The sequence below is a fragment of the Xanthomonas sp. D-109 genome (assembly GCF_017746095.1).
Classification (GTDB): Bacteria; Pseudomonadota; Gammaproteobacteria; order Xanthomonadales; family Xanthomonadaceae; genus Xanthomonas_A; species Xanthomonas_A sacchari.
Window position 1 is genome coordinate 81,142 of sequence record NZ_JAGHWV010000006.1, and the last position, 20,955, is coordinate 102,096.

20 protein-coding genes are annotated in these 20,955 nt (G+C 71.6%); 6 read left to right on the forward strand and 14 right to left on the reverse strand.

The window, feature by feature from the left end:
* Nucleotides 1–127: 127 nt before the first annotated feature.
* The 4 genes from J7357_RS06555 to rpmB form a co-directional block, all read right to left on the reverse strand.
* On the reverse strand, nt 128–1,552 hold the full coding sequence (locus J7357_RS06555; protein ID WP_209245485.1) for an FAD/NAD(P)-binding protein: 1,425 nt from the start codon (nt 1,550–1,552) through the stop codon (nt 128–130).
* A 111-nt stretch (nt 1,553–1,663) separates the two neighbouring features.
* The gene (gene cls, locus J7357_RS06560; RefSeq protein ID WP_010342732.1) at nt 1,664–3,082 is read right to left on the reverse strand and encodes a cardiolipin synthase; all 1,419 of its coding nucleotides are present in this window, start codon (nt 3,080–3,082) and stop codon (nt 1,664–1,666) included.
* 159 nt (nt 3,083–3,241) lie between these two features.
* Nucleotides 3,242–3,409, reverse strand: coding sequence for a 50S ribosomal protein L33 (rpmG, locus tag J7357_RS06565; protein ID WP_169411268.1), 168 nt, complete (start codon nt 3,407–3,409; stop codon nt 3,242–3,244).
* A gap of 10 nt (nt 3,410–3,419) precedes the next feature.
* Entirely contained in the window at nt 3,420–3,656 is a 237-nt protein-coding gene (gene rpmB, locus J7357_RS06570) for a 50S ribosomal protein L28 (RefSeq protein WP_010342733.1), read from the reverse strand.
* A gap of 300 nt (nt 3,657–3,956) precedes the next feature.
* On the opposite strand from rpmB, the gene J7357_RS06575 reads away from it, so the two are divergent.
* From J7357_RS06575 to J7357_RS06590, 4 genes are read left to right on the forward strand one after another with little or no spacing between them, the layout of a single operon-like run.
* Entirely contained in the window at nt 3,957–4,295 is a 339-nt protein-coding gene (locus tag J7357_RS06575; protein ID WP_209245486.1) for a hypothetical protein, read from the forward strand.
* A 56-nt stretch (nt 4,296–4,351) separates the two neighbouring features.
* Entirely contained in the window at nt 4,352–5,605 is a 1,254-nt protein-coding gene (locus J7357_RS06580) for a TolC family protein (protein ID WP_209245487.1), read from the forward strand.
* Complete coding sequence (locus J7357_RS06585) at nt 5,602–6,798, forward strand: efflux RND transporter periplasmic adaptor subunit (RefSeq protein ID WP_209245488.1); 1,197 nt, start codon at nt 5,602–5,604, stop codon at nt 6,796–6,798. The genes J7357_RS06580 and J7357_RS06585 overlap by 4 nt, the downstream gene beginning before the upstream one ends.
* 10 nt (nt 6,799–6,808) lie before the next feature.
* Complete coding sequence (locus J7357_RS06590; protein WP_209245489.1) at nt 6,809–10,018, forward strand: CusA/CzcA family heavy metal efflux RND transporter; 3,210 nt, start codon at nt 6,809–6,811, stop codon at nt 10,016–10,018.
* A gap of 57 nt (nt 10,019–10,075) precedes the next feature.
* Here the strand turns inward: J7357_RS06590 and J7357_RS06595 are convergent, their stop codons facing one another.
* The 9 genes from J7357_RS06595 to rsmG all read right to left on the reverse strand — a co-directional run bounded on the left by J7357_RS06595 (nt 10,076) and on the right by rsmG (nt 18,159).
* Entirely contained in the window at nt 10,076–11,890 is a 1,815-nt protein-coding gene (locus tag J7357_RS06595; protein WP_209245490.1) for a DUF885 family protein, read from the reverse strand.
* A gap of 298 nt (nt 11,891–12,188) precedes the next feature.
* Complete coding sequence (locus J7357_RS06600; protein ID WP_244667332.1) at nt 12,189–12,725, reverse strand: transposase; 537 nt, start codon at nt 12,723–12,725, stop codon at nt 12,189–12,191.
* A gap of 322 nt (nt 12,726–13,047) precedes the next feature.
* Nucleotides 13,048–13,389, reverse strand: a complete 342-nt coding sequence (locus J7357_RS06605; protein WP_209245491.1) for a lipid-A-disaccharide synthase N-terminal domain-containing protein — start codon at nt 13,387–13,389, stop codon at nt 13,048–13,050.
* Nucleotide 13,390: 1 nt separating this feature from the next.
* A complete protein-coding gene (locus J7357_RS06610; protein WP_209245492.1) occupies nt 13,391–14,113 on the reverse strand; it encodes a glycosyltransferase family 2 protein in 723 nt (240 codons plus the stop codon).
* An 82-nt stretch (nt 14,114–14,195) separates the two neighbouring features.
* On the reverse strand, nt 14,196–15,161 hold the full coding sequence (locus J7357_RS06615; RefSeq protein WP_209245493.1) for an NAD-dependent epimerase/dehydratase family protein: 966 nt from the start codon (nt 15,159–15,161) through the stop codon (nt 14,196–14,198).
* A gap of 203 nt (nt 15,162–15,364) precedes the next feature.
* Complete coding sequence (locus J7357_RS06620) at nt 15,365–15,673, reverse strand: helix-hairpin-helix domain-containing protein (RefSeq protein WP_017908743.1); 309 nt, start codon at nt 15,671–15,673, stop codon at nt 15,365–15,367.
* Nucleotides 15,674–15,709: 36 nt separating this feature from the next.
* Complete coding sequence (locus J7357_RS06625; protein ID WP_010342746.1) at nt 15,710–16,630, reverse strand: ParB/RepB/Spo0J family partition protein; 921 nt, start codon at nt 16,628–16,630, stop codon at nt 15,710–15,712.
* Nucleotides 16,630–17,427 (reverse strand): AAA family ATPase, encoded by a 798-nt coding sequence (locus tag J7357_RS06630; protein ID WP_010342747.1) that lies wholly within the window; start codon nt 17,425–17,427, stop codon nt 16,630–16,632. Before J7357_RS06630 ends, J7357_RS06625 begins: the two co-directional genes overlap by 1 nt.
* Nucleotides 17,428–17,517: 90 nt before the next feature.
* Complete coding sequence (gene rsmG / locus J7357_RS06635; RefSeq protein ID WP_010342748.1) at nt 17,518–18,159, reverse strand: 16S rRNA (guanine(527)-N(7))-methyltransferase RsmG; 642 nt, start codon at nt 18,157–18,159, stop codon at nt 17,518–17,520.
* 95 nt (nt 18,160–18,254) lie between these two features.
* Between rsmG and J7357_RS06640 the strand changes: the two genes are divergently transcribed.
* Nucleotides 18,255–19,862 carry an alkaline phosphatase D family protein gene (locus J7357_RS06640; RefSeq protein WP_209245494.1) on the forward strand — a complete coding sequence of 536 codons (1,608 nt, stop codon included), beginning with the start codon at nt 18,255–18,257 and terminating at the stop codon, nt 19,860–19,862.
* A 66-nt stretch (nt 19,863–19,928) separates the two neighbouring features.
* Here J7357_RS06640 and J7357_RS06645 read toward each other — a convergent pair whose 3' ends face one another.
* Nucleotides 19,929–20,546, reverse strand: coding sequence for a 4'-phosphopantetheinyl transferase superfamily protein (locus tag J7357_RS06645; RefSeq protein ID WP_209245495.1), 618 nt, complete (start codon nt 20,544–20,546; stop codon nt 19,929–19,931).
* Nucleotides 20,547–20,687: 141 nt separating this feature from the next.
* Between J7357_RS06645 and J7357_RS06650 the strand changes: the two genes are divergently transcribed.
* A complete protein-coding gene (locus tag J7357_RS06650; protein ID WP_010342751.1) occupies nt 20,688–20,939 on the forward strand; it encodes a GlsB/YeaQ/YmgE family stress response membrane protein in 252 nt (83 codons plus the stop codon).
* The last annotated feature ends 16 nt before the right edge of the window (nt 20,940–20,955 follow it).

Sequence of the window (20,955 nt, forward strand, 5' to 3'; positions counted from 1 at the left end):
TGGTCGCCGTAGGAGCGGCTTCAGCCGCGACGGGCCTTGCCGACATCCCGGTCGCGGCTGAAGCCGCTCCTACAAAGAAGGTCACGGCTGCCCCGCGCGCAACCGCGGCCGGCATGCGCCGCGGCGCTCAATGCACCGCAGACACCGACAACTCCAGCGCCAGCAGCGCCTGCGCGGTCTGCTGCGCCTGCACCCGCAGCTCGGGGATCGCCAGGCTTTCCCACAGGCTGCCGATGCGCAGGCTACCGAGCACGCGGATACGCGGCGTGGCGTGGCCATCGGCGTCGAGCAGCGCGCCGTCGGCGGCGCTGCCCACGCCAATGCCATGCGGCCCCGGCTGTGCATGGCCGCACCCCAGCAACTGGTGCAGCAGCGGATTGCGCATGGTCTGCGCGCGCAGTTCGACGCCGGTGGCGTTGATCACGCAGTGCGCGTCGAGCTGCAGCGGCACGCCGTCGGCGCCCGTGCCGTTGACCTGCACGCAGGCGCCAACCGGGAACACCGTGTCCAGCCGCGCGCGGTGCAGGCGCAACTGGCCGACCCGGCGCATCGCCTGCAGCTGCGCGAACACCGGCGCGGCAATGCGGTGCCGGTGCACATCCCAGTAGCGCACCACGTGGCGCAGGAAGCGGCGCTGCTCGGTCACCGACAGCGACTGCCACAGCGCCTGGCTCAGCGGGCGTATCCGGTCCATCACGCTCTGCCAGGGCCGGCCCTGCGCCTGCGCCGCGGCCGCATGGCGGCGCAGCGCGCGCACCCGCTGACGCAACGGCATCGCCAGCAACGCCTGCGCATCGAAGTCGGCCGGCGCGCCATGGGCGGCGTGCGGCAACGGCAGCAAGGCATGCCGCGAGACCACGTGCACCGGGCCGCGGTGCGCATTGGCCAGCAGCGTCAGCACGCTGTCGGCCATGCTCAGCCCGGAGCCGACGATGCACACCGTGGCCTCGCGCGGAATCGCCTGCAACTGCGCATAGTCCCAGGCCTCGATCCGCGACGGCGCGTCGAGACTGGGGGCACCGCGCGCCGGCAGCGGACGCAGGCTGTTGCCCAGCGCCAGCACCGTGGCACCGGCGTGCAGCTGTCCACCGTCGTGCAATTGCAGAATCTGACCGCCGGTCGGTTGCGGATGCAGCGCCAGCACGCGCGCCTGCCGCCATTGCAGGCGCGCCGGCCCGGCGGCCTGCGCCTGCAGCAGGCGCGCGCGCAGGTAGGCGGCGTAATGCCGGCGCTGCACGTAGGCCTCGGCCAGCGCCGTGCGCGCCAGCTGCGGATACAGGGCCTGTTGCTGCAGCCAGTCGAGGAAGTCGTCGGGCGCCTCGGCGAAGGCGCTCATGCGCCCGGCCGTCACATTCAACAGGTGCTCGGCGCAGGGCGTCGCGTAGGCCACGCCTTGCGCCAGCGCCGGCTGCGATTCGATCAGTTGCACGCGCAGCGCCGTACTGGCCTGGCGCAGCAAGTGCAAGGCGACCAGCACGCCGGCCGCGCCGCCGCCGACGATGGCGATGTCGCAGTCGTCGTCGACCGGTTCGCTGGGCACAAGCTCATTCATGCGGCGATTGTAAGGGAAGCCCCCACCGACCCGGCCCGCGCCTGAGAACCGTCGCGCATGTGCCGGCACCGATCGCGCATGAGCGCGTCATGCGCCTGTCATCGGCGTGCGTCACATCAGCGCATCGGCCAGGCGCGCGATGCCTTCGCGGCTGCGCCGCCAGGCCGGCCGTTTGCGCCAGTCCTGCAACGTCAGCACCCGCGCGTCGGCCAGGTAGTCGGCCTCCACCGCGCGCAGCCGCTGCACCACCGCGGCGCTGTAGCACAGCATGCCGACCTCGGCGTTCAACGCGAACGAGCGGATGTCCAGGTTGATCGAGCCGACCAGGGCGATGCCTTCGTCCACGCTCAGGTGCTTGGCGTGCAGGAAGCACGGCCGGTACAGCGCGATCTTGACCCCGCTGCGCAGCAGTTCGTCGTAATAGGCCTCCTGCGCCCAGGCGGTGAGCCGCTGGTTGTTGCTCTCGGACAGGATCAGTTGCACGTCCACCCCGGACAGGGCGGCGATGCGCAGCGCGCTGAGCGTGGCCTCGTCCGGCACGAAGTACGGCGTGACCATGACGATGCGCCGCCGCGCCAGATGGATCAGCGCGTTGACCGTGTCGCGCGCGTTCTCGAACGGATACGCCGGCCCGCTGGGCAACAACTGCGCGGCGACGCCGCCGCCGTGGATGGAGGCGGGCGCGACCACGCTCAGGCGCTGCCCGGTCTCGATGAACCAGTCGCTGGCGAACACCGCCTCCAGGTGCGCCACCACCGGCCCCTGCACGCGCGCCACCAGCTCGCGGTTGGGATGGCCGGGCACGAACTGCGGTTCAGCCAGGTTCTGCGAACCGATGTAGCCGACACGGTTGTCGATCACCGCGATCTTGCGGTGGTTGCGCAGGTCCATGCGGCCGCTGCGGCGCCAGCGCAGCCCGCCCGGCAACAGCGCCTGCACCTCGACCCCGGCCGCATGCAGGCGCTTGCGGTAGCGGCGCAGGCCGCGGCGGCCGCCGCGCGCATCCAGCAACAACCGGCACTGCACGCCGCGCGCGGCGGCGCGCAGCAGCGCCGCGCTCACCGCATCGCCGACCGCGTCGTCGAACATCAGGTAGTACAGCAGGTGCACGCGCTCGACCGCCGCGTCGATGTCGTCGATCAGCGCCTGCAGCGAGGGCGCGTAGCGGTCGAGCAATTCCACGCTATTGCCGTGGGTCGGCATGAAGTCGCCCTGGCGCTCGACCAGCGGCACCACTTCGGCGACCACGGTGTCGGCCGGCGGCGCCCAGCGCAGCGCGGTCAACGGCACCTGCTGCTCGCGGATCACCTGCGAGGCCAGCGCCTGGCGGCGGATGCGCTCGCGCGACAGCCAGGGGTGGCCGAGCAGCAGGTACAGCGGCAGCCCCAGCAACGGCACGAAGCCCACCAGCAGCAGCCAGCTGCGCGCCGCGCCGGGCGTGGTGCGGGTGGGGATCCACAACAGCGCCACCAGCCGGATCAGCCAGTCCAGCGCCAGCAGCCACGTGCCTTCCAACCAGACCGGCAGCATCGCGATCCTCGCAACCCAGGTCGCCCGATTCTGCGGACTGCGCCGGCAAACGCAACCATGGCCGCAGCGGCGGCGGGGTTTTCCATCCTCCAGACGCACGAAACCCGCCTTGCGGCGGGTTCCGTGTCCAGCGTGAACAGCGATCCGAGGATCAGCCGATCACTTGATCTTGCCTTCCTTGTACAGGACGTGCTTGCGCACGACTGGATCGTACTTGAGGAATTCCATCTTCCCCGGGGTGTTCTTCTTGTTCTTGTCCGTGGTGTAGAAGTGGCCGGTACCGGCCGAGGAAATCATACGGACCTTATCGCGCTTGCCTGCCATGATGCTCTACTCCTCAGACCTTTTCGCCGCGCGCACGCAGCTCAGCCAGAACGGTGTCGATGCCGTTCTTGTCGATGGTGCGCAGCGCGTGCGCGGAAACCTTCAGCTTGACCCAGCGGTTCTCGCTGGCGACCCAGAAACGGCGCTCGTGCAGGTTGGGCAGGAAACGACGGCGGGTCTTGTTGTTGGCGTGGGAGACGTTGTTACCCGTCTGCACACGCTTGCCGGACACTTGGCATACGCGGGACATTGCGCACCTCGATAGTAGTTTGGTCGCCCATAGCCTGGGAGACGGCGGCCCCGGTAGCCCTGCGGCCACCACGCGACGTGGGAAATCAAACGGTTACGCTGGGAGAGGCCGGCCGGAGATCGCGCATCCGGCCGCCGGCCCCGACCTCGTCGGGCACAGCGAGCCGCGCATTATGCAGGCGATCAAGGGCTTGTGCAAGTTGTCCACAGGACCAGGCGCCGCGCGCAGGTCCGGGCCGATGGATCAGGCGGGCGTTGCTATTGTATCCGGCGCAAGCCGCTTGCTAGCCTCGTCCAGACCATGCGCCGCCTGTTCCGTCCACTGCGTACCTCCATGCTGATGCTGCTGCTGGCGGCGTTCGTGGTCGTGCCGGTGGCCGATGCGCTGGCCTGCGCGCTGGAGCCGGAATCGGCCGACGCGGTGCACGCGCCCGCCGCGGCGCATGCCGATGGCGAGGACAGCGACGGCAAGCATGCCGGCGCCTGCAGCCACAACCATTGCCACCACTCGAATCTGAGCCTGCCGGCGAGCGCCCTCGCCGTGTTCGGCGCGCCGCGACCGGCGCGCTGGATGCAGGCCGTCGACGCCTCCCCTGCAGGCGTCGTCCAGGACGGATTGAAGCGCCCTCCCAGAGCGTGAGTTGAGCGTGTCCCGCGATCGCGGGGTTCCGTTTCCCTCACCTCTGGAATTTGCTCATGTCGACTCCGACACGTCGGCCGCCGCGCGCGGCCGGGCGGGTCGTCGCCGTGCTGCTGGGCCTGGCCCCGGCCGCGCTGGCGATGGCGCAGACCGCCCCTTCGTACGACAGCTTGCTGCAACGTCTCGACCAACTGCCCGGCAGCCGCGTCGGCGCGGCGCTGACCGAGGCCGCCGATGCGCGCGCCGAACAGGCTCGCGCGCTGCCCAACCCGTCGCTGTCCTTGTCCACCGAAAACGCCTGGGGCAGCGGCACTTATGCGGGCACCGCCCGCGCCGAAACCTCGCTGACCCTGTCGCAACCGCTGGAACTGTGGGGCCAACGCGGCGCGCGCATCCGCGCGGCACGCGCCGACGCCGACGCGGCCGCCATGCGCGGCACGCAGCATCGCAGCGAGGCCGCCAGCGAGATGGCCTCGGCCTACGCGCTGGCCGAAAGCGCGCTGCGCCGTTACGCGCTGGCCGAAGAAGCGCAGGGCCTGATCCGCGACGACGCGGCCGCCGTCGAGGCGATGGTCGCGCAGGGCCGCGAGCCGCAACTGCGCGCAGTGCAGGCGCGCAGCGAAGTGGCCGAGGCCACCGCGGCACTCGACGAGGCGCAGGCGTTCCGCGACGCGGCGCTGGCGCGCCTGGCCGCGATCGCCCTGCTGGAGACACCGGTGCAGTCCCTCGACGGTGGCCTGCTCGACCGCGCGCCGCCGTCGCCGCGCGCCACCGAGGCGACAGCGCTGCCGGTGCGCATCGCCGCCGCGGAGGCCGAAGCCGCCGACCGCCAGGTCGAGGTGGAGCGCAAGCGCGCCCTGCCCGAGCTGAGCCTGACCGCCGCGCAGACGCGTTTGCGCGAAGACCGCGCCCATGCCTACACGCTCGGCCTCAGCCTCAGCCTGCCGCTGTTCGACCGCAACCGCGGCGGCATCCGTGCCGCCAGCGCCGAACGGCGCGCAGCCGAGGCACGGCTGGAGCAGCAACGCCGCGCCAGCGCCGCCGACCGCCTGTCCGCACTCGCCACGCTGAAGGCCGCCGACAGCCGCACGCGCGCGGCCGACGCGAGCGTGGCCGCCGCGCAGGAGGCCTACCGCCTGGCCCGCATCGGCGTCGACGCCGGACGCATCGCACAACTGGAGCTGCGCAGCACCCGCGCGGCGCTCATCGCCGCGCGCGGCACCGCGGTGGACGCGCGCCTGGCGCGGGTCGCGGCGGAAATCGCATTGGCCCGCCTGGAAGGGCGCGCGCCGTTCATGGAGGCACAATGAACCTGTCCCGTTCGATCTCCCTTGCCGGCAGCGTGCTGCTGGCGCTCCTGCTGGCCGCCTGCGCCGGCGACAGGCAGGCCGCCCCGGCGGCCGACGACGCGCACGACCATGGCGCCGAGGGCAAGGACACAGCCCACGCACCGGTGGCCAAGACCGATGCCGCTGCCCACGCAGATGCCGATGCCGGCGACGTGGTGCGGCTGACGCCGCAACAGATCGCCGCCTCCGGCCTGGACGTGGTCGCAGTCGGCCGCGGCGGCGGCGCCTCGGTGCGCCTGGCCGGCCGGGTCGAACCGGCAGTGGGCGCGCGCGCCTCGGTGGCCTCCACCGTGACCGGGCGGGTCGAGCGCGTGCTGGTCGCGCCGGGTGCCGCGGTGCAGGCGCAGCAGCCGCTGGCCATCGTGATCAGCGGCGAGGCCGCGGTGTTCCGTGCCAATGCGCTGGCGGCCGCGGCCGAGGCCAAGGCCGCCGGGCTGGCGCATGCCCGCGACCGCGCCCTGGTCGAACAGGGCGTGGTCGCGCGCCAGGAGCTGGAAACCTCGCATGCGCGGGCGCTGGCGGCGCAGGCCCAGGCCGCCGCCGCGCAGGCGCAGGCCGCGGCCAGCGGGGCCCCCGATGCCAGCGGCCGCGTGCGCATCGTCAGCCCGGTGGCCGGCATCGTCGGCAACGTGCAGGTCACGCCCGGCAGCGTGGTCGCGGCCGGCAGCGTGGTGGCCGAGGTCGCCGATCCGGCGCTGAACGAGCTGGTGTTCAGCGCGCCGCCGGCGCTGGCGGCGCAGGTCGCGCCCGGCATGGCGCTGGAGGTGCGCGGGACGGGTGGCAGCTTCGCCGCCCGGGTCACGGCGGCGGCGGCCGACCTGCGCCAGCCGGGCGGTGCCGCGGTGATCCGCGCGATGCCGGTCGATACCCCCCTGCCGCCGGCCGGCTCGCCGGTCTCGGCGGTGCTGGTCACCGACGGCCAGGACAGCGCGCTCAGCGTCCCCACCGATGCGGTGCAGACCGTCGAGGGCCGCAACGCGGTGTTCGTGGCGGTCGCTGGCGGCTTCAAGGCGCAGCCGGTGCTGGTCGGGCGGCGCGCCGGCGACCGCATCGAGATCCTCGGCGGACTGCGCGGCGACGAGCGCGTCGTCGGCGCCAACGCCTTCCTGCTCAAGGCCGAACTGGCCAAGGGCGATGCCGAACACGGCCACTGAGGAGGCGACCATGTTCAACCTCATGATCGACACCGCCGTGCGCTACCGCTGGCTGGTGGTGACCCTGGCCGCGCTGCTCGCCGCCGTGGGCCTGTTCCAGTTGGGCAGACTGCCGATCGACGCGGTGCCGGACATCACCAACCGCCAGGTGCAGCTCAACACGGTGGCACCGGCCCTGACCCCGGAGCAGATCGAACGGCAGGTGACCTACCCGCTGGAAACCGCGCTGGCCGGCATCCCCGGCCTGACCGCCACCCGCTCGCTGTCGCGCAACGGCTTTTCGCAGGTCACCGCGATCTTCACCGATGCGACCGACCTCTACTTCGCGCGCCAGCAGGTGGCCGAACGCATGCGCGAGGCGGCCGAGGAGTTGCCCGACGGCGTGACGCCGCGGCTGTCGCCGGTGACCACCGGCCTGGGCGAGGTGCTGATGTGGACGGTGGACTTCACCGCGTTCGACCCGTCCCGGCTGGCACGACCGGGTGCGGCGGGCTGGCAGGCCGGGGAGGTCTACCGCACGCCGGACGGCGAGCTGCTGCGCACGCCGCAGGAGCGCGCCACCTATCTGCGCACCGTGCAGGACTGGATCATCGCGCCGCAGATGCGCTCCAGCCCCGGCCTGGCCGGCGTCGACACGGTCGGCGGCTACGTCAAGGAATACGGGGTGCATCCGGACACCGCCAGACTGGCCGCGCACGGCCTGGGCCTGGCCGACCTGGTCACCGCCCTGCAGCGCGCCAACGTGCAGGCCGGCGCCGGCTTCGTGCAGCGTGCCGGCGAAGGCCTGGTGGTGCGTGCCGATGGCCTGGCGCTGAGCGCCGACGATCTCGCGCAGGCGCCGGTGGCCATCCGCAACGGCATCGTGGTGCGCGTGGCCGACGTGGCCGAGGTCGCCTCCGGTCGCGCCCCGCGCCTGGGCGCGGCCAGCCGCAACGGCCACGAGGCGGTGCTGGGGACCGCGCTGATGATCGCCGGCGGCAACAGCCGCACCGTGGCGCAGGCCGCGGCCGCGCGGCTGGCGCAGGTGAACACGTCGCTGCCGCCGGACATCGTCGCGGCACCCGTGCTGGACCGCAGCGTGCTGGTCAACGCGACCATCAAGACGGTGGCCAGGAACCTCACCGAAGGCGCGCTGCTGGTGGTGGTGATCCTGTTCCTGCTGCTGGGCAACCTGCGCGCGGCCGCGATCACCGCGCTGGTGATTCCGCTGTCGTTCCTGTTCGCGGTGATCGGCATGCACCGCTTCGGCATCAGCGGCAACCTGATGAGCCTGGGTGCGCTGGACTTCGGCATCCTGGTGGACGGGGCGGTGATCGTGGTCGAATCGACCCTGCTCATGCTCGGCCAGCGCCGCGCCGCGCTGGGCCGCGGGTTGACCGCCGCCGAGCGCCTGGGCGTGGCCGCCGAAGCGGCGCGCAAGATGGCGCGGCCGGCCGCGTTCGGGCAGTTGATCATCCTGCTGGTGTTCGCGCCGATCCTCACCCTGCAAGGCGTGGAGGGCAAGACGTTCCAGCCGATGGCCGCCACCTTCATGCTGGCCCTGGTCGGCGCGTTCCTGTTTTCCTTCACCTTCGTGCCGGCGATGGCGGCGCTGCTGGTGCGCGAGCCGCCGCTGCCGGACGACGCGGGGCATGCGGCCGGGGGGGCACACGAAACGCGGCTGCTCCGCGCGCTGCGCACGCGCATCGCGCCGGTGATCCACACCGCCGTCGCGCATCCGCGCACGGTCGCCGGCGGTGCGGTGGCGATGCTGCTGGCGGGCGTCGGTGCGTTCGCGCTGCTGGGCCGCGAGTTCATGCCGACGCTGGACGAAGGCAATGTGGCGATGCAGGCGCTGCGCGTGCCTTCCACCTCGCTGGAACAGTCGCTGGCGATGCAGTTGGCGCTGGAAAAGGCCATCGCCACGCAGCCGGAAGTGGCAACGGTGTTCTCGCGGACCGGCACCGCCGAGGCGGCGATCGACCCGATGCCGACCAACATCTCCGACAGCGTGATCGTGCTCAAGCCGCGCAAGGAATGGCCCGATCCGGCGCTGGACAAGGAGCGGCTGGTGGCCCGCCTGGAGGCGCTGGCGGGGCAGCAGCTCGGCAACAGCTTCGAGTTCAGCCAACCGATCGAATTGCGCTTCAACGAACTGATCTCCGGCGTGCGCACCGACCTGGCGGTGATGATCTTCGGCGACGACTTCGGCCAGTTGCAGAAGGTGGCCGAGCAGATCGCATCGAAGCTGCGCGCAGTGGAAGGCGCGGCCGACGTGCGGGTGGAGCAGATCTCCGGCCTGCCCACGCTGGATGTGACCATCGACCACACGGCGGCGGCGCAGGTCGGACTGAGCGCGGCGGACGTGAGCGACGCGCTGGCCACCGGCATCGGCGGCCGCGCCGCCGGCAAGATCTTCGAGGGCGACCGCCGCTTCGACGTGGTGGTGCGGATGGACGATGCCGCGCGCAACGATCCGGATCAGCTAGCCGCGCTGCCGATCGCCACGCCGACCGGACAGGTGATTCCGCTGGCGTCGGTGGCGCGCATCGCCGTCAGCGAAGGGCCGAACCAGATCAGCCGCGACAACGGCAGCCGCCGCGTGGTGGTGCAGGCCAACGTGCGCGGCCGCGACCTGGGCGGTTTCGTCGGTGCGGCGCAGGCCGCGGTGGCCGACGTGCCGTTGCCGCCGGGCGCCTACCTGAGCTGGGGCGGCCAGTTCGAGAACCTGCAGCGTGCCGAGCGGCGGCTGGCGACCGTGGTGCCGGTGGTGTTCCTGCTGATCGGCGGCCTGCTGTTCATGGCCCTGCGCAGCGTCAAGGAAGCGGTGCTGGTGTTCAGTTGCGTGCCGCTGGCGCTGGTCGGCGGCCTGCTCGCCCTGCTGCTGCGCGGCATGCCGTTCTCGGTGTCGGCCGCGGTGGGGTTCATCGCCGTCTCCGGCGTGGCCACCTTGAACGGCCTGGTGCTGATGCAGGCGATCGGCGAGCGCATGGAGGCCGGCGACCTGCCGCTGCAGGCGGCGATCGACGGCGCGGGCAGCCGCCTGCGCGCGGTGCTGACCACCGCGCTGGTGGCGATCGTCGGCTTCATTCCGATGGCCATCGCCAGCGGCTCCGGTGCGGAGGTGCAGAAACCGCTGGCGACGGTGGTGATCGGCGGACTGATCACCGCCACCGCCCTGACCCTGCTGGTGCTGCCGACCTTCGCCGCACGCGTGGCCGGGCCACGCCACGCCGGCTGATCCGGCGCAGGCCTGCGCCCTTCCCGCAGGAAGTGGCGCCGGCCTGTGCGGCGGCGGTCAGGCCTTCTTCTTGCGCGCGGCGATGTAGGCGCGGATCTGCTGCTGCAGCACCGGCAGCGGCACCGAGCCCTGCTGCAGCACCGCGTCGTGGAAGGACTTGATGTCGAAGTCCGGGCCGAGTTCGCGCTCGGCCTCGGCGCGCAGGTCGAGGATGGTCAGCTCGCCGAGCTTGTAGCTCAGCGCCTGGCCAGGCCAGGAGATGTAGCGGTCGACCTCGGTGGTGACCTCGTGCTCGCTGAGCGCGGTGCGCTCGCGCAGGTAGGCCTGCGCCTGCGCGCGGGTCCAGCCCTTGTGGTGCACGCCGGTGTCGATCACCAGGCGGCAGGCGCGCCACATTTCGTAGCTGAGCCGGCCGAAGTCCTCGTAGGGCGTGGCGTAGATGCCCATCTCCTTGCCCAGCTTCTCGGTGTACAGCGCCCAGCCCTCGCCGTAGGCGGAGATGTAGTTCTCGCGGCGGAACGCCGGCTGGGCGCCCTGTTCCTCGGCCAGCGCGCCCTGCAGGGAATGGCCCGGCGAGGACTCGTGCAGGGTCAGCGCCGGCAGGTTGTACAGCGGCCGCGACGGCAGGTCGTAGGTGTTGAGCCAGTAGGTGCCGACGCCGCCGCGGCCGGCGGTCCAGAACGGGGCGATGTCCGCCGGCACCGGCACGATGGTGAAGCGCCCGCGCGGCAGCGTGCCGATGAACTTGCCGACCTCCCCGTCCACGCGCTTGGCGATCCACGCGGCGCGATCGAGCAGTTCCTGCGGGGTCTTCACGTAGAACTGCGGATCGGTGCGCAGGAACTGCAGGAACGCCGGGAAGGTCTTCTGCCCGGCCGGCGCGTGGAAGCCGACCTGCTGGATGATCGCGTCCATCTCCTTCTGGATCCGCGCCACCTCGCGCAGGCCGAGCTGGTGGATCTGCTCGGGGTCCATGTCCAGCGTGGTGTACTCGCGGATCTGCTGCCGGTAGTAGGCCTTGCCGTCGGGCAGGGCTTCGGCCGCCAGCGTGGTGCGCGCCTGCGGCATGTACTCCTGGCGATAGAAGGTCAGCAGCTGCGCGTAGGCCGGGATCACCTTGTCGCGCAGCGCCGCCTGCGCCTGCGCGCGCAGTTGCGCCTGCTCGGCGGCGGGAATCTGCGCCGGCATCTGCTTGAACGGCGTGTACAGCACCGCGGCGGTCGGATCCTTCAGTTCGGCCACGTTGGCGATGGCGCCGTCGCGGCCGTCGAGCACCGCGCGCGGCACGCTGAAACCACGCTTGAGCCCGGCGCGCATGTTGTCGGTCTGCTGTGCGAAGTAGCGCGGCACGTCCTCCAGCCGCGCGATGTAGGCGCGGTACTCGTCGGGCGTGCGCAGCGTGCGCCGGGCCATGAATGCCAGGTCCGACCAGAACGCGCTGTCGGAGTTGAACGGCATTTCGTAGGCGCGCAGGCGCACCGACGCGGCCAGGTTCTCCACCTGCGGCCGGTAGATCGCCAGGTTGACCTGGTTCTCCGGCGAGAGCTGGGCGGCATCGAGCGTGTCCAGCTGCCGCAGCACGTCGTCCCATACCTTCAGGCGCGCGGCCTGCGCGGCCGCGCCGACGTCGGGCAGATGGGTGTTGTCGCCGCTGCTGTCGCTGTCCTCGTCGGCCTGGCCGAGCTGGGCCTGGCGCCAGGCCCACTCCTTCTCGTAGATGGCCTGGAAGCGCGCATCGGCGGCGCTGGCGTTGGCCGTGGCCGGGGTTGCACTGGACGCTGCCGACGCCGGCGGTGCGGCCAGTGCGGGCGTGGCCACGGCGAACGCGATCAGCAGGGAAATGGCCAGCGGGGTCTTGGCGAGCATCGGCATGGGCGGCACACGGCGGGAACGGATCGTCGATGATCGCACCACCACCCTGCCTGGCGGGTGGGCCGGAAGTCCTGTGGGGGCGTGGAACGAACGCCAAAGCACGGCAATCCAACCGAATGGAGCGGCAGCAGCGGGATGGTGGCCCCGTGTGGGAGGGACTTCAGTCCCGACGCGGAATCCTCAACGCGCTCGGCAATTTACTGTGCCGGCATTGCGCGCGATGCTGACAACTGCAGACGCTTGGTGGAGAAGCTCGATAGCAGGAAGAACACGCCCCATCATGGGACTGGCCCGCCCCTCATGCCGTTCTGCGCGTGCCAGCCACCAACGCAGCTTGTTCATGCTCCAGCGACGCGTCCATCGGCATCCGCAGCCACACCGCATCCCAGTACGGGTAGTCCCCGACCCGGCGAACCAGCCCTGCACGCAATGGGTTGGCGACAATGTAGCGCGCTGCCGGCAGCAACTGCCGCGTATCGCGCAGCGCGCGATCGTGGAACCCCTCCATCCACACCGCGCCGCCACGGCCGCGCGCGTGATTGGCCGCCCTCGCGGCGCGGCCCTTGGCCTCGCGCATGACGGTCGGCAGCGCGGCACCGTGCTCGAGCATGACCAGTCCATGCCAGTGATCGGGCATCAGCACCCAGCACAGCAACTGCGCGCCGACCCAGGTGCGGGCATGGCCCAGGCAGGACGCGGCCGCCCAGGCGCATCGCCAGTCCTCGAACAGGCGTTGGCGCTGCCAGGTCACCGTGGTGACCAGATAGATGCGGCCGGTCTCGCTCCAGCGCCCGGCACGCAGCGCGCGGTAGCCTCGGGGCAGTCGGGTGTGCATGACGCCAGGGTTGCAAGGCGGATGACACGACACCATCGGGGATGGACTGGGGCAGGCGTAAGGAAACCTGCGCGCCTAGCGTCAGAAATCCGGTGCTCGCTGCTGTGTGCCGCGGAGGGCGGCACTACCGAGACCTTGAAAATTCAGGCGTCGGGACTGAAGTCCCTCCCACATGCGGGGCCTTGGCGTCATCGGCGGCAATGACGGTAGAACCACTGAGGTGTGGAAGATGCGCGCGTCGGGACTGAAGTCCCTCCCACAGTGGCCAGCTGCGATCGGGGGGGATTACGCGCCCCTGCAATCGCGCGCAGCGGCACCGCGCTCAGTGCGTCGCGCGGTCGCGGTGCCAGCCGCGGTGCTTGATGTCCAGGTACAGGCTGTAGAAGGCCGTGAACGCGGGGAACAGGTTCTGCAGCACGCCCACCGAGTCCTGCTTGGCCGAGAACATGAAGTAGCTCAGCGTCATCAGGCTGCCGACCACGCTCATGTACCAGAACAGGCGCGGGATCACCGGCTTGCCGGCGCGCTTGGAGGCGACGAACTGCACCAGCCAGCGGCCGCCGAACATCAGCGCGCCGACGTAGCCGATCAGCTTCCAGCCGGTGACGTGCAGCCCGGTCCAGTACAGCGCCTGGATCGGTTCGTTGAGGAAGCTCGCCTCCATCTCAGCGCTCCTGCACCGCGGTGCGGCGGCTACGCGCGATCAGCCAGGCCACACCGCGCAGGTCGCGGATGCCGACCAGGGCGCGGTTGAGATTGTTGTACTTGGACACGCCGGAGGTGCGGTGGCGGTGGTTCACCGGCACGCTCAGGGTCTGCCAGCCGGCGCGCTGCATCAGTGCCGGCAGGTAGCGGTGCATGTGGTCGAAGTACGGCAGGTCCAGGAATGCCTCGCGCTCGAACAGCTTGATGCCGCAGCCGGTGTCCGGGGTGTCGTCGCGCAGCATGCGCGCGCGGATCGCATTGGCCCACTTCGAGGCCCAGCGCTTGCTCCCCGAATCCTGCCGCGACACCCGCCAGCCGGCGAACAGCTTGACCAGCGGCTCGGCTGCCTGGCGCGCGGCCAGCAGCTTGGGAATGTCGGCCGGATCGTTCTGACCGTCGCCATCCAGGGTGGCGATCCACAGCCCGCGCGCGGCCTTGACGCCGTTGCGCACCGCGGTGCTCTGCCCGCTCTGGCTGACATGGTGCAGCACGCGCAGCTCCGGCGTGGCCGCCTTCAGCCCTTCGAGCACCGCCAGGGTGTCGTCGCGCGAATGGTCGTCGACATAGACGATCTCGAAATCGATCGTCCCGCGCAGTGCGGCGACGATCTCGGCGACCAGCGGCGGCACGTTGTCGCGCTCGTTGAACACCGGGACGACGACGGAAAGGGAAAGCTGGCTCATGGATTCGGCAGGGCTGGGCGCGGGGGCGCGTGGGGGAAAAGCGGGGCATTGTGCCGCGGACCGATGATCCGCGGATGAAGCGTCAGGCGGCGGCGCCGAAATACTCCCGGCACCAGGCCACCACCTGCGGCAGGCCGACCTCGATTGGGGTGCTCGGATCGAAGCCGAACGCGGCGTGGGCCCGCGCAGTATCGGCCATCGTCTCGATCATGTCGCCCGGCTGCATCGGCCGGTACAGCTTTTCGGCGCTGCGCCCGGCGGCGGCCTCGATCACCGCGATGAAGTGCTCCAGTTCCACCGGGGTGTGATTGCCGAGGTTGAACACGCGGTGCGGCACCGGCTCGCTGGAGGGGTGATCGAGCGCGCCGAGCACGCCGGCGACGATGTCGGCGATGAAGGTGAAATCGCGGCGCATGCGCCCGTGGTTGAACACCTCGATCGGGCGCCCGGCCAGCACCGCGCGGCTGAACAGCAGCGGCGCCATGTCCGGGCGTCCCCAGGGGCCGTACACGGTGAAGAAACGCAGCCCGGTGGCACGCAGGCCGTACAGCTGCGCATAGGTGTGGGCCATCAGTTCGTTGGCGGCCTTGGTCGCCGCGTACAGCGAGCGCGGCTGGTCGATGCGCTGGTCCTCGGAGAACGGCGGGGTCGCCGAATCGCCGTACACCGAGCTGCTGGAGGCGTAGACCAGGTGCTCGACGCCGCGGTGCCGGCACAGCTCCAGCATGTTGACGAAGCCGACCAGGTTGCTGTCGACGTAGGCGTAGGGATTCTGCAGCGAATAGCGCACCCCGGCCTGCGCGGCCAGGTGCACCACGCGGGTCGGCTGCACCTCGTCGAACAGCGCGGCCAGGCCGTCGCGGTCGGTCAGGTCCAGGGTGCGGATGTCCGCGCCCGCGCACAGCGCGGCGACGCGGTCGCGCTTGAGCTGCGGGTCGTAGTAGTCGTTGTAGTTGTCCAGGCCGACCACCAGCTGCCCGGCGGCGCGCAGTGCGCGGACGGTGTGGGCACCGATGAAGCCGGCGGCGCCGGTGACGAGAGTGGGCATGGCGGAATCCTGGAAAGCGAAAGACGAAGAAATAGCGGGCGTCGCGGCCGGGCAACGCTCAGGGCAGCCCGGCGTTGATGCCGCCCGGATCGACGGCGCCCGCTGCGCGATGCTGCAGGATCAGGCTGCCGCCCGGGCTGATCTGCGTGTCCTGGTGGCTCATGCAATGCTCCGGTGGCTGCCCCGCGCCGCGGCGCGCGGCCTCAGCGCAGGGTCAGCGGCGCGTCCTTGGCCAGCGCCGCCTTGCGCTCCTTGCTGAACTCCCACCACGGGCGCGGCGTCTCGCCCTGCATGAAGCGCACGATCGACAGGAACACGTCGATCACGCAGTGGTCGTGCACCACGCCCGTGCGCAGGCACAGCTGCGCGTACATGTCGTACGGATCGCGGCCCTGCAGATGCGCCGGCACGCGGATGCCGATCAGGCGCAGGTCCTTCTCGCAGGCCGGCCCGACGTTGGGCAGGTCGGTCAGGCGCAGCAGGTGGTGACGGTCGACCTTGCTGGGATGCATGGCGGTGGCGGTCCTGGCGGACGCGGGCGGCGGCGCTCAGGCCTGCCGCGGACGCAGTTTCTCGAGCACGCCGTCCAGCGTGTCCAAATCGGTGTAGTGGATCACCAGCTTGCCCTTGCCGCCGCGGCCGTGGGCGATGGACACCTTGGTGCCCAGCGACTCGGACAGCTCGGTCTCCAGCGAGGCGATGTCGGCCTGCGGCGCGGTGCGCGCCGGCTTGGCCTTGCGGTTGCTCGGCACCTTGCCGGCGGCGAACTGCTGGGCGCGGTGCTCGACCTCGCGCACCGACCAGCCCTGGTCGGCGGCGTCGGAGGCCAGGCGGCTGGCCAGCTCCGGCGACAGCGTCAGCAGCGCGCGCGCATGGCCCATCTCCAGGCGCCGCGCTTCCAGCAGCGCGCGGATCGCCGGCGGCAGTTCCAGCAGGCGCAGCAGGTTGGACACCGAGGCACGCGAGCGGCCCACCGCCTCGGCGGCCTCGGCGTGGGTCAGCGAGAACTCGTCGATCAGCCGCTGCAGCGCCTGCGCCTCTTCCAGCGGATTGAGGTCCTCGCGCTGGATGTTCTCGATCAGCGCCATGGCGATGACGGTGCGGTCGTCCAGCTCGCGCACCACTACCGGCACTTCGCTCAACCCAGCCAACTGCGAGGCGCGCCAGCGGCGTTCGCCGGCGACGATCTCGAAGCTGCCCGGCGCCAGTTCGCGGGCGACGATCGGCTGGATCACGCCCTGCGCCTTGATCGACTCGGCCAGCTCCTGCAGCTTGGCCTCGTCCATCTCCTGCCGCGGCTGGTACTTGCCCGGCTGCAGCTGCCCCACCGGCAGGCGGCGCAGGCTCTCGCCCGGCTGCACTTCGGCGGTGGGCACCGGCGCGGCCGCGCCCTTCGGCCCCAGCAGCGCTTCCAGGCCACGGCCGAGGCCGCGCTTCTTCGCTCCGAGGGCGGGGGGCTTGGCACTCATCAGACGGTCTCCATGGCCGGCATCGGCCGATTGCGTTCGTTGCGGCGGCGCACGATCTCGCCGGCCAGTCCCAGGTAGGCGACGCCGCCACGCGAGGTGCGGTCGTAGCCGACGATGCTCTGGCCATGGCTGGGCGCCTCGGCCAGGCGCACGTTGCGCGGCACGATGGTGCGGAACACCTTGTCGCCGAAGTGGTTGGTCAGCTCCGCCGACACCGCGTTGGCCAGGTTGTTGCGCACGTCGAACATGGTGCGCAGCACGCCTTCGATCTCCAGCGCCGGGTTCAGCTCGGCGCGCAGCGCCTCGATGGTCTCCAGCAGCGCGGTCAGCCCTTCCAGCGCGTAGTACTCGCACTGCATCGGCACGATCACCGAGTCGGCGGCGGTCAACGCGTTCAGGGTCAGCAGCGACAGCGCCGGCGGGCAGTCGATCAGGATGAAGTCGTAGGCCTCGCGCAGCGGCGCCAGCGCGGTCTTCAGCCGTTGCTCGCGCGCCGGCTGGTCCATCAGCTGGATCTCGGCGGCGGTGAGATCGATGTTGCCCGGCAGCAGGTCGAAGCCTTCCGGCGCGGTCACCCGGATCTGTTCGGCGCTGCTCTCGCCGAGCAGCACGTCGCAGGTGGAGGCGGCCAGCTCGCGCTTGTCGATGCCGCTGCCCATCGTCGCATTGCCCTGCGAGTCCAGGTCCACCAGCAGCACGCGCTGCGACTGGCGGGCCAGCGCCGCGGCCAGGTTGACCGCGGTGGTGGTCTTGCCGACGCCGCCCTTCTGGTTGGCGATGGCGATGATGCGGGCCATGCGGGAGCCTCGTCGGCGATGGGGGTGGGACCGGGCATTATGCGGTCACAGCACCCCGTGGCGGAAATCGGGGTCGGCCGCGGTCGCCGCTCAACCGCGCTCGACCACCACCAGGTGGCGGTCGGCGCCCAGGCCGGGGACCTGCAGCGGGTGCACCGTCGGCGCCACCCAGCCCGGCGGCAGCGCGGCGATCTCCTCGTCCGGGCGCACGCCCTTCATCGCCAGCAGGCGCCCGCCCGGGCGCAGCAGGTGGCCGCCGACGGCGACGATACCGGCCAGGGTGTCCAGCGCGCGAGCGGTCAGCAGGTCGTAGGCGCCGGCCTCGTCCAGCGCCTCGGCGCGCGACTCGGCCACCCGCGCGTTGTCCAGGCGCAGCTGGCGCACCGCCTCGCGCAGGAACCGCGCCTTCTTGCCGTTGCTTTCGACCAGGGTCACCCGCAACTGCGGCCGCGCGATCGCCAGCGGGATGCCGGGCAGCCCCGGCCCGGTGCCCAGGTCGGCCAGCGCGCCCTCGCTGGCGAACGGCTGCATCGCCAGCGAATCCAGCAGGTGGCGGGTCACCATCTCGTGCGGGTCGCGGATCGCGGTCAGGTTGTAGGTGCGGTTCCAGCGCGTCAGCAGCGCCAGGTAGGCCAACAGCGGCGGCGCCAGCGCGGCGGCGTCCAGGCCTTGCGCGTGCAGGCCCTGCTCGAGCGCGACGCGGACGGAATCGGGAAGGGAAGCATCGGTCATCGGTGGATTATCGCAGGTGGCGCCGCGCGTGCTGCCATGTTGCGGACATCGGCGCGCGCGAGCATTGTCGATCGTCTTCAAGCACGCTTCCGCCCATGTCCGACCTTGCAGACACCCCCACCGCGCCCGCCGACGCCCCGCACGATCCCGGCCGCCGCCGGGTGCTGGCCGGGCTGGGCCTGCTGGCGGCGACGCCGCTGCTCAGCCCGTTCGCCCGTGCCAGCGGCAGCGCCGATCCGTTCACCCTGGGCGTGGCGGCGGGCGACCCGCTGCACGACGGGCTGGTGCTGTGGACCCGGCTGGCGCCCCAGCCGCTGGCGCCGGACGGAAGTGGCGGCCTGCGTGCGCCGGTGCCGGTACGCTGGCGCGTGGCCACCGACGAGGCCATGACCCAGGTGGTCCAGCGCGGTGTGGCGACCGCGCATCCGCGCTGGGGCCATGCCGTGCACGTGGAGGTCAGCGGCCTGCAACCGGGACGGCCGTACTGGTACCGCTTCGAGGCGCTGGGCGCGCAGAGTCCGCTAGGGTGCGCGCGCACCGCACCGGCGCCGGGCGCCCTGGACAGCGCGCGCTTCGGCTTCGTGTCCTGCGCGCACTGGGAAGAAGGCTATTTCAGCGCCTACCGGCATCTGGCCGCGGAGCGCCCGGACCTGGTGTTCTTCCTCGGCGACTACATCTACGAGTACAGCCATCGCGGCGAGGAAGCCGCCGGCCTGGTGCGCACCCACGGCAGCGGCGACTGCGTCGATCTGGCCGGCTACCGCAACCGCTATGCGCTGTACCGCACCGATCCCGACCTGCAGGCGCTGCATGCGGGCTCCGCCTGCGTGGCGACCTGGGACGACCACGAAGTGCAGAACGACTACGCCAACCGCTGGTCGCAGGACCCGGCCGTGCCCACCGCCGCCTTCCTGCGCCGCCGTGCCGCCGCCTATCAGGCGATGTACGAGCACTTTCCGCTGCGCGCCCGGCATCGTCCGCACGGCCCGGACATGCGTCTCTACCGGGCCCTGGACTACGGCGCGCTGGCGCGCTTCTTCGTCCTCGACGGGCGCCAGTACCGCAGCGAGCAGCCCTGTCCCCTGCCGAACGGCTGGCGCGGCGGCCATGTGGCGACATCTGCCTGCACGGCGCTCGCCGACCCGGCGCGCAGCATGCTCGGCGCGGGACAGGAGCGCTGGCTGTACGGCGGCTTCGGCCGCTCGCAGGCGCGCTGGAACGTGATCGCGCAGGATCTGCTGGTCGCGCCGATCCTGCAGCACGACCGCGACGGCCATGTCGGGCACTGGACCGACGGCTGGGACGGCTATCCGGCCACGCGCACGCGCATGCTGGACGCGATCGTGCGCAGCGGCCTGCGCAATCCGGTGTTCTGGGGCGGCGACATCCATTCCTACTGGGTCACCGACCTCAAGGCCGATGCGGCCGATCCGCAGTCGCGCACCGTGGCGACCGAATTCGTCGGCACTTCGATCACCTCCGACGGCCCGCCGCAAGCGGAGATCATGCAGCGGCTGCCGGACAATCCGCACGTGCGCTACGCCGAGAGCCGCCAGCGCGGCTATGTGTCGGTCGCGCTGAGCCCGGCGCGGATGGAGACCCGGCTGCAGGCGATCTCCGAACGCCGCGATCCGCACGCCACGGTGTCCACGCTCAAGCGCTTCGTGGTGGAGGATGGCCGCGCCGGTGCGGTCGAAGACTGAGGCACGGCACACGCGGCGCCTGCCGCGGGTCGGCCGCCAGCGGCGCACCGGTGCGCACGGCGATCGCTACGGCAGCGCCGCAGGGATCCAGGCCAGCGCCGCGCGGTAACCCGCGACCGGCGCCCATTCGTGCAGATGCCAGGCGTCGGCCTCACCCAGGCCCGGGTCGCACCAGACCAGGCGCAGCGCGCCGCCGGCGTCCTCGGCGAAGCGCAGCCGGTGCAGGCCGAAGGCGATGCCGTGGCCATGCGCCTTGAGCAGCGCTTCCTTGGCGCACCACAGGCGGAAGAACAGCGCCTCGCGCGCCGGCATCGCCAGCGCCGCCAGCAGCGCAACCTCGTCCGGGTGGAAGAAGCGCTGCGCCAGTTCCAGCAGGCGCGGCCGCGGCCGCTGCCGCTCGATGTCCACGCCCAGCCGTGCGTGCGCAGCCACCGCCACCAGCAGGTAGTCGCCGCTGTGGCTCCAGCCGGTGTCCAGGTGCGCCAGCGGTGCATGCAGCCGCGGCCGGCCGCGCGCATCGCGATGCAGCGGCAACTGCGCCGCCGGCAGCGCCAGCTCGCCGGCCAGCAGGCGCCGCGCCTGCGCTTCGCCGGAGGTCCGTGGCGGATGCGGGCGCAGCCACAGCGCCACCGGGCCGAGGCGCCAGTCCGGTGCCTCGGCGCCGTCGGCGGCGACCGGGGGCATCGGCGCGCTCACGCCGCACCCACAAAGCGCAATGGCCGCTGCGCCACGGTGTCGCCGCTATACGACCGCTTCACGGCAGCGCTTCTTAAATGGCGCGCACCCCACCGCTCCTGGTGCGGGCCGAACCGAGGAGTCTGACGCATGGGCATCATCATCTGGTTGATCGTCGGCGGCATCGTGGGCTGGCTGGCCAGCATCATCATGCGCCGTGACGCACAGCAGGGCATCATCCTGAACATCGTGGTCGGCATCGTCGGCGCGCTGATCGCCGGCTGGCTGTTCGGCGGCGGCATCAACCAGGCGATCACCCTGTGGACGTTCCTGTACTCGCTGATCGGCGCGATCATCCTGCTGGCGATCGTCAACCTGGTCACCCGCGGCCGCGCGCGCTGACGCGTCGCCTTTACCG

Excerpts from the sequence above, each read along its gene's own strand:
- J7357_RS06555 (WP_209245485.1), bottom strand. The coding sequence starts at position 1,552 with ATGAATGAGCTTGTGCCCAGCGAACCGGTCGACGACGACTGCGACATC.
- cls (WP_010342732.1), bottom strand. The coding sequence starts at position 3,082 with ATGCTGCCGGTCTGGTTGGAAGGCACGTGGCTGCTGGCGCTGGACTGG.
- rpmB (WP_010342733.1), bottom strand. The coding sequence starts at position 3,656 with ATGTCCCGCGTATGCCAAGTGTCCGGCAAGCGTGTGCAGACGGGTAAC.
- J7357_RS06575 (WP_209245486.1), top strand. The coding sequence starts at position 3,957 with ATGCGCCGCCTGTTCCGTCCACTGCGTACCTCCATGCTGATGCTGCTG.
- J7357_RS06580 (WP_209245487.1), top strand. The coding sequence starts at position 4,352 with ATGTCGACTCCGACACGTCGGCCGCCGCGCGCGGCCGGGCGGGTCGTC.
- J7357_RS06585 (WP_209245488.1), top strand. The coding sequence starts at position 5,602 with ATGAACCTGTCCCGTTCGATCTCCCTTGCCGGCAGCGTGCTGCTGGCG.
- J7357_RS06590 (WP_209245489.1), top strand. The coding sequence starts at position 6,809 with ATGTTCAACCTCATGATCGACACCGCCGTGCGCTACCGCTGGCTGGTG.
- J7357_RS06595 (WP_209245490.1), bottom strand. The coding sequence starts at position 11,890 with ATGCCGATGCTCGCCAAGACCCCGCTGGCCATTTCCCTGCTGATCGCG.
- J7357_RS06600 (WP_244667332.1), bottom strand. The coding sequence starts at position 12,725 with ATGCACACCCGACTGCCCCGAGGCTACCGCGCGCTGCGTGCCGGGCGC.
- J7357_RS06605 (WP_209245491.1), bottom strand. The coding sequence starts at position 13,389 with ATGGAGGCGAGCTTCCTCAACGAACCGATCCAGGCGCTGTACTGGACC.
- J7357_RS06610 (WP_209245492.1), bottom strand. The coding sequence starts at position 14,113 with ATGAGCCAGCTTTCCCTTTCCGTCGTCGTCCCGGTGTTCAACGAGCGC.
- J7357_RS06615 (WP_209245493.1), bottom strand. The coding sequence starts at position 15,161 with ATGCCCACTCTCGTCACCGGCGCCGCCGGCTTCATCGGTGCCCACACC.
- J7357_RS06620 (WP_017908743.1), bottom strand. The coding sequence starts at position 15,673 with ATGCATCCCAGCAAGGTCGACCGTCACCACCTGCTGCGCCTGACCGAC.
- J7357_RS06625 (WP_010342746.1), bottom strand. The coding sequence starts at position 16,630 with ATGAGTGCCAAGCCCCCCGCCCTCGGAGCGAAGAAGCGCGGCCTCGGC.
- J7357_RS06630 (WP_010342747.1), bottom strand. The coding sequence starts at position 17,427 with ATGGCCCGCATCATCGCCATCGCCAACCAGAAGGGCGGCGTCGGCAAG.
- rsmG (WP_010342748.1), bottom strand. The coding sequence starts at position 18,159 with ATGACCGATGCTTCCCTTCCCGATTCCGTCCGCGTCGCGCTCGAGCAG.
- J7357_RS06640 (WP_209245494.1), top strand. The coding sequence starts at position 18,255 with ATGTCCGACCTTGCAGACACCCCCACCGCGCCCGCCGACGCCCCGCAC.
- J7357_RS06645 (WP_209245495.1), bottom strand. The coding sequence starts at position 20,546 with ATGCCCCCGGTCGCCGCCGACGGCGCCGAGGCACCGGACTGGCGCCTC.
- J7357_RS06650 (WP_010342751.1), top strand. The coding sequence starts at position 20,688 with ATGGGCATCATCATCTGGTTGATCGTCGGCGGCATCGTGGGCTGGCTG.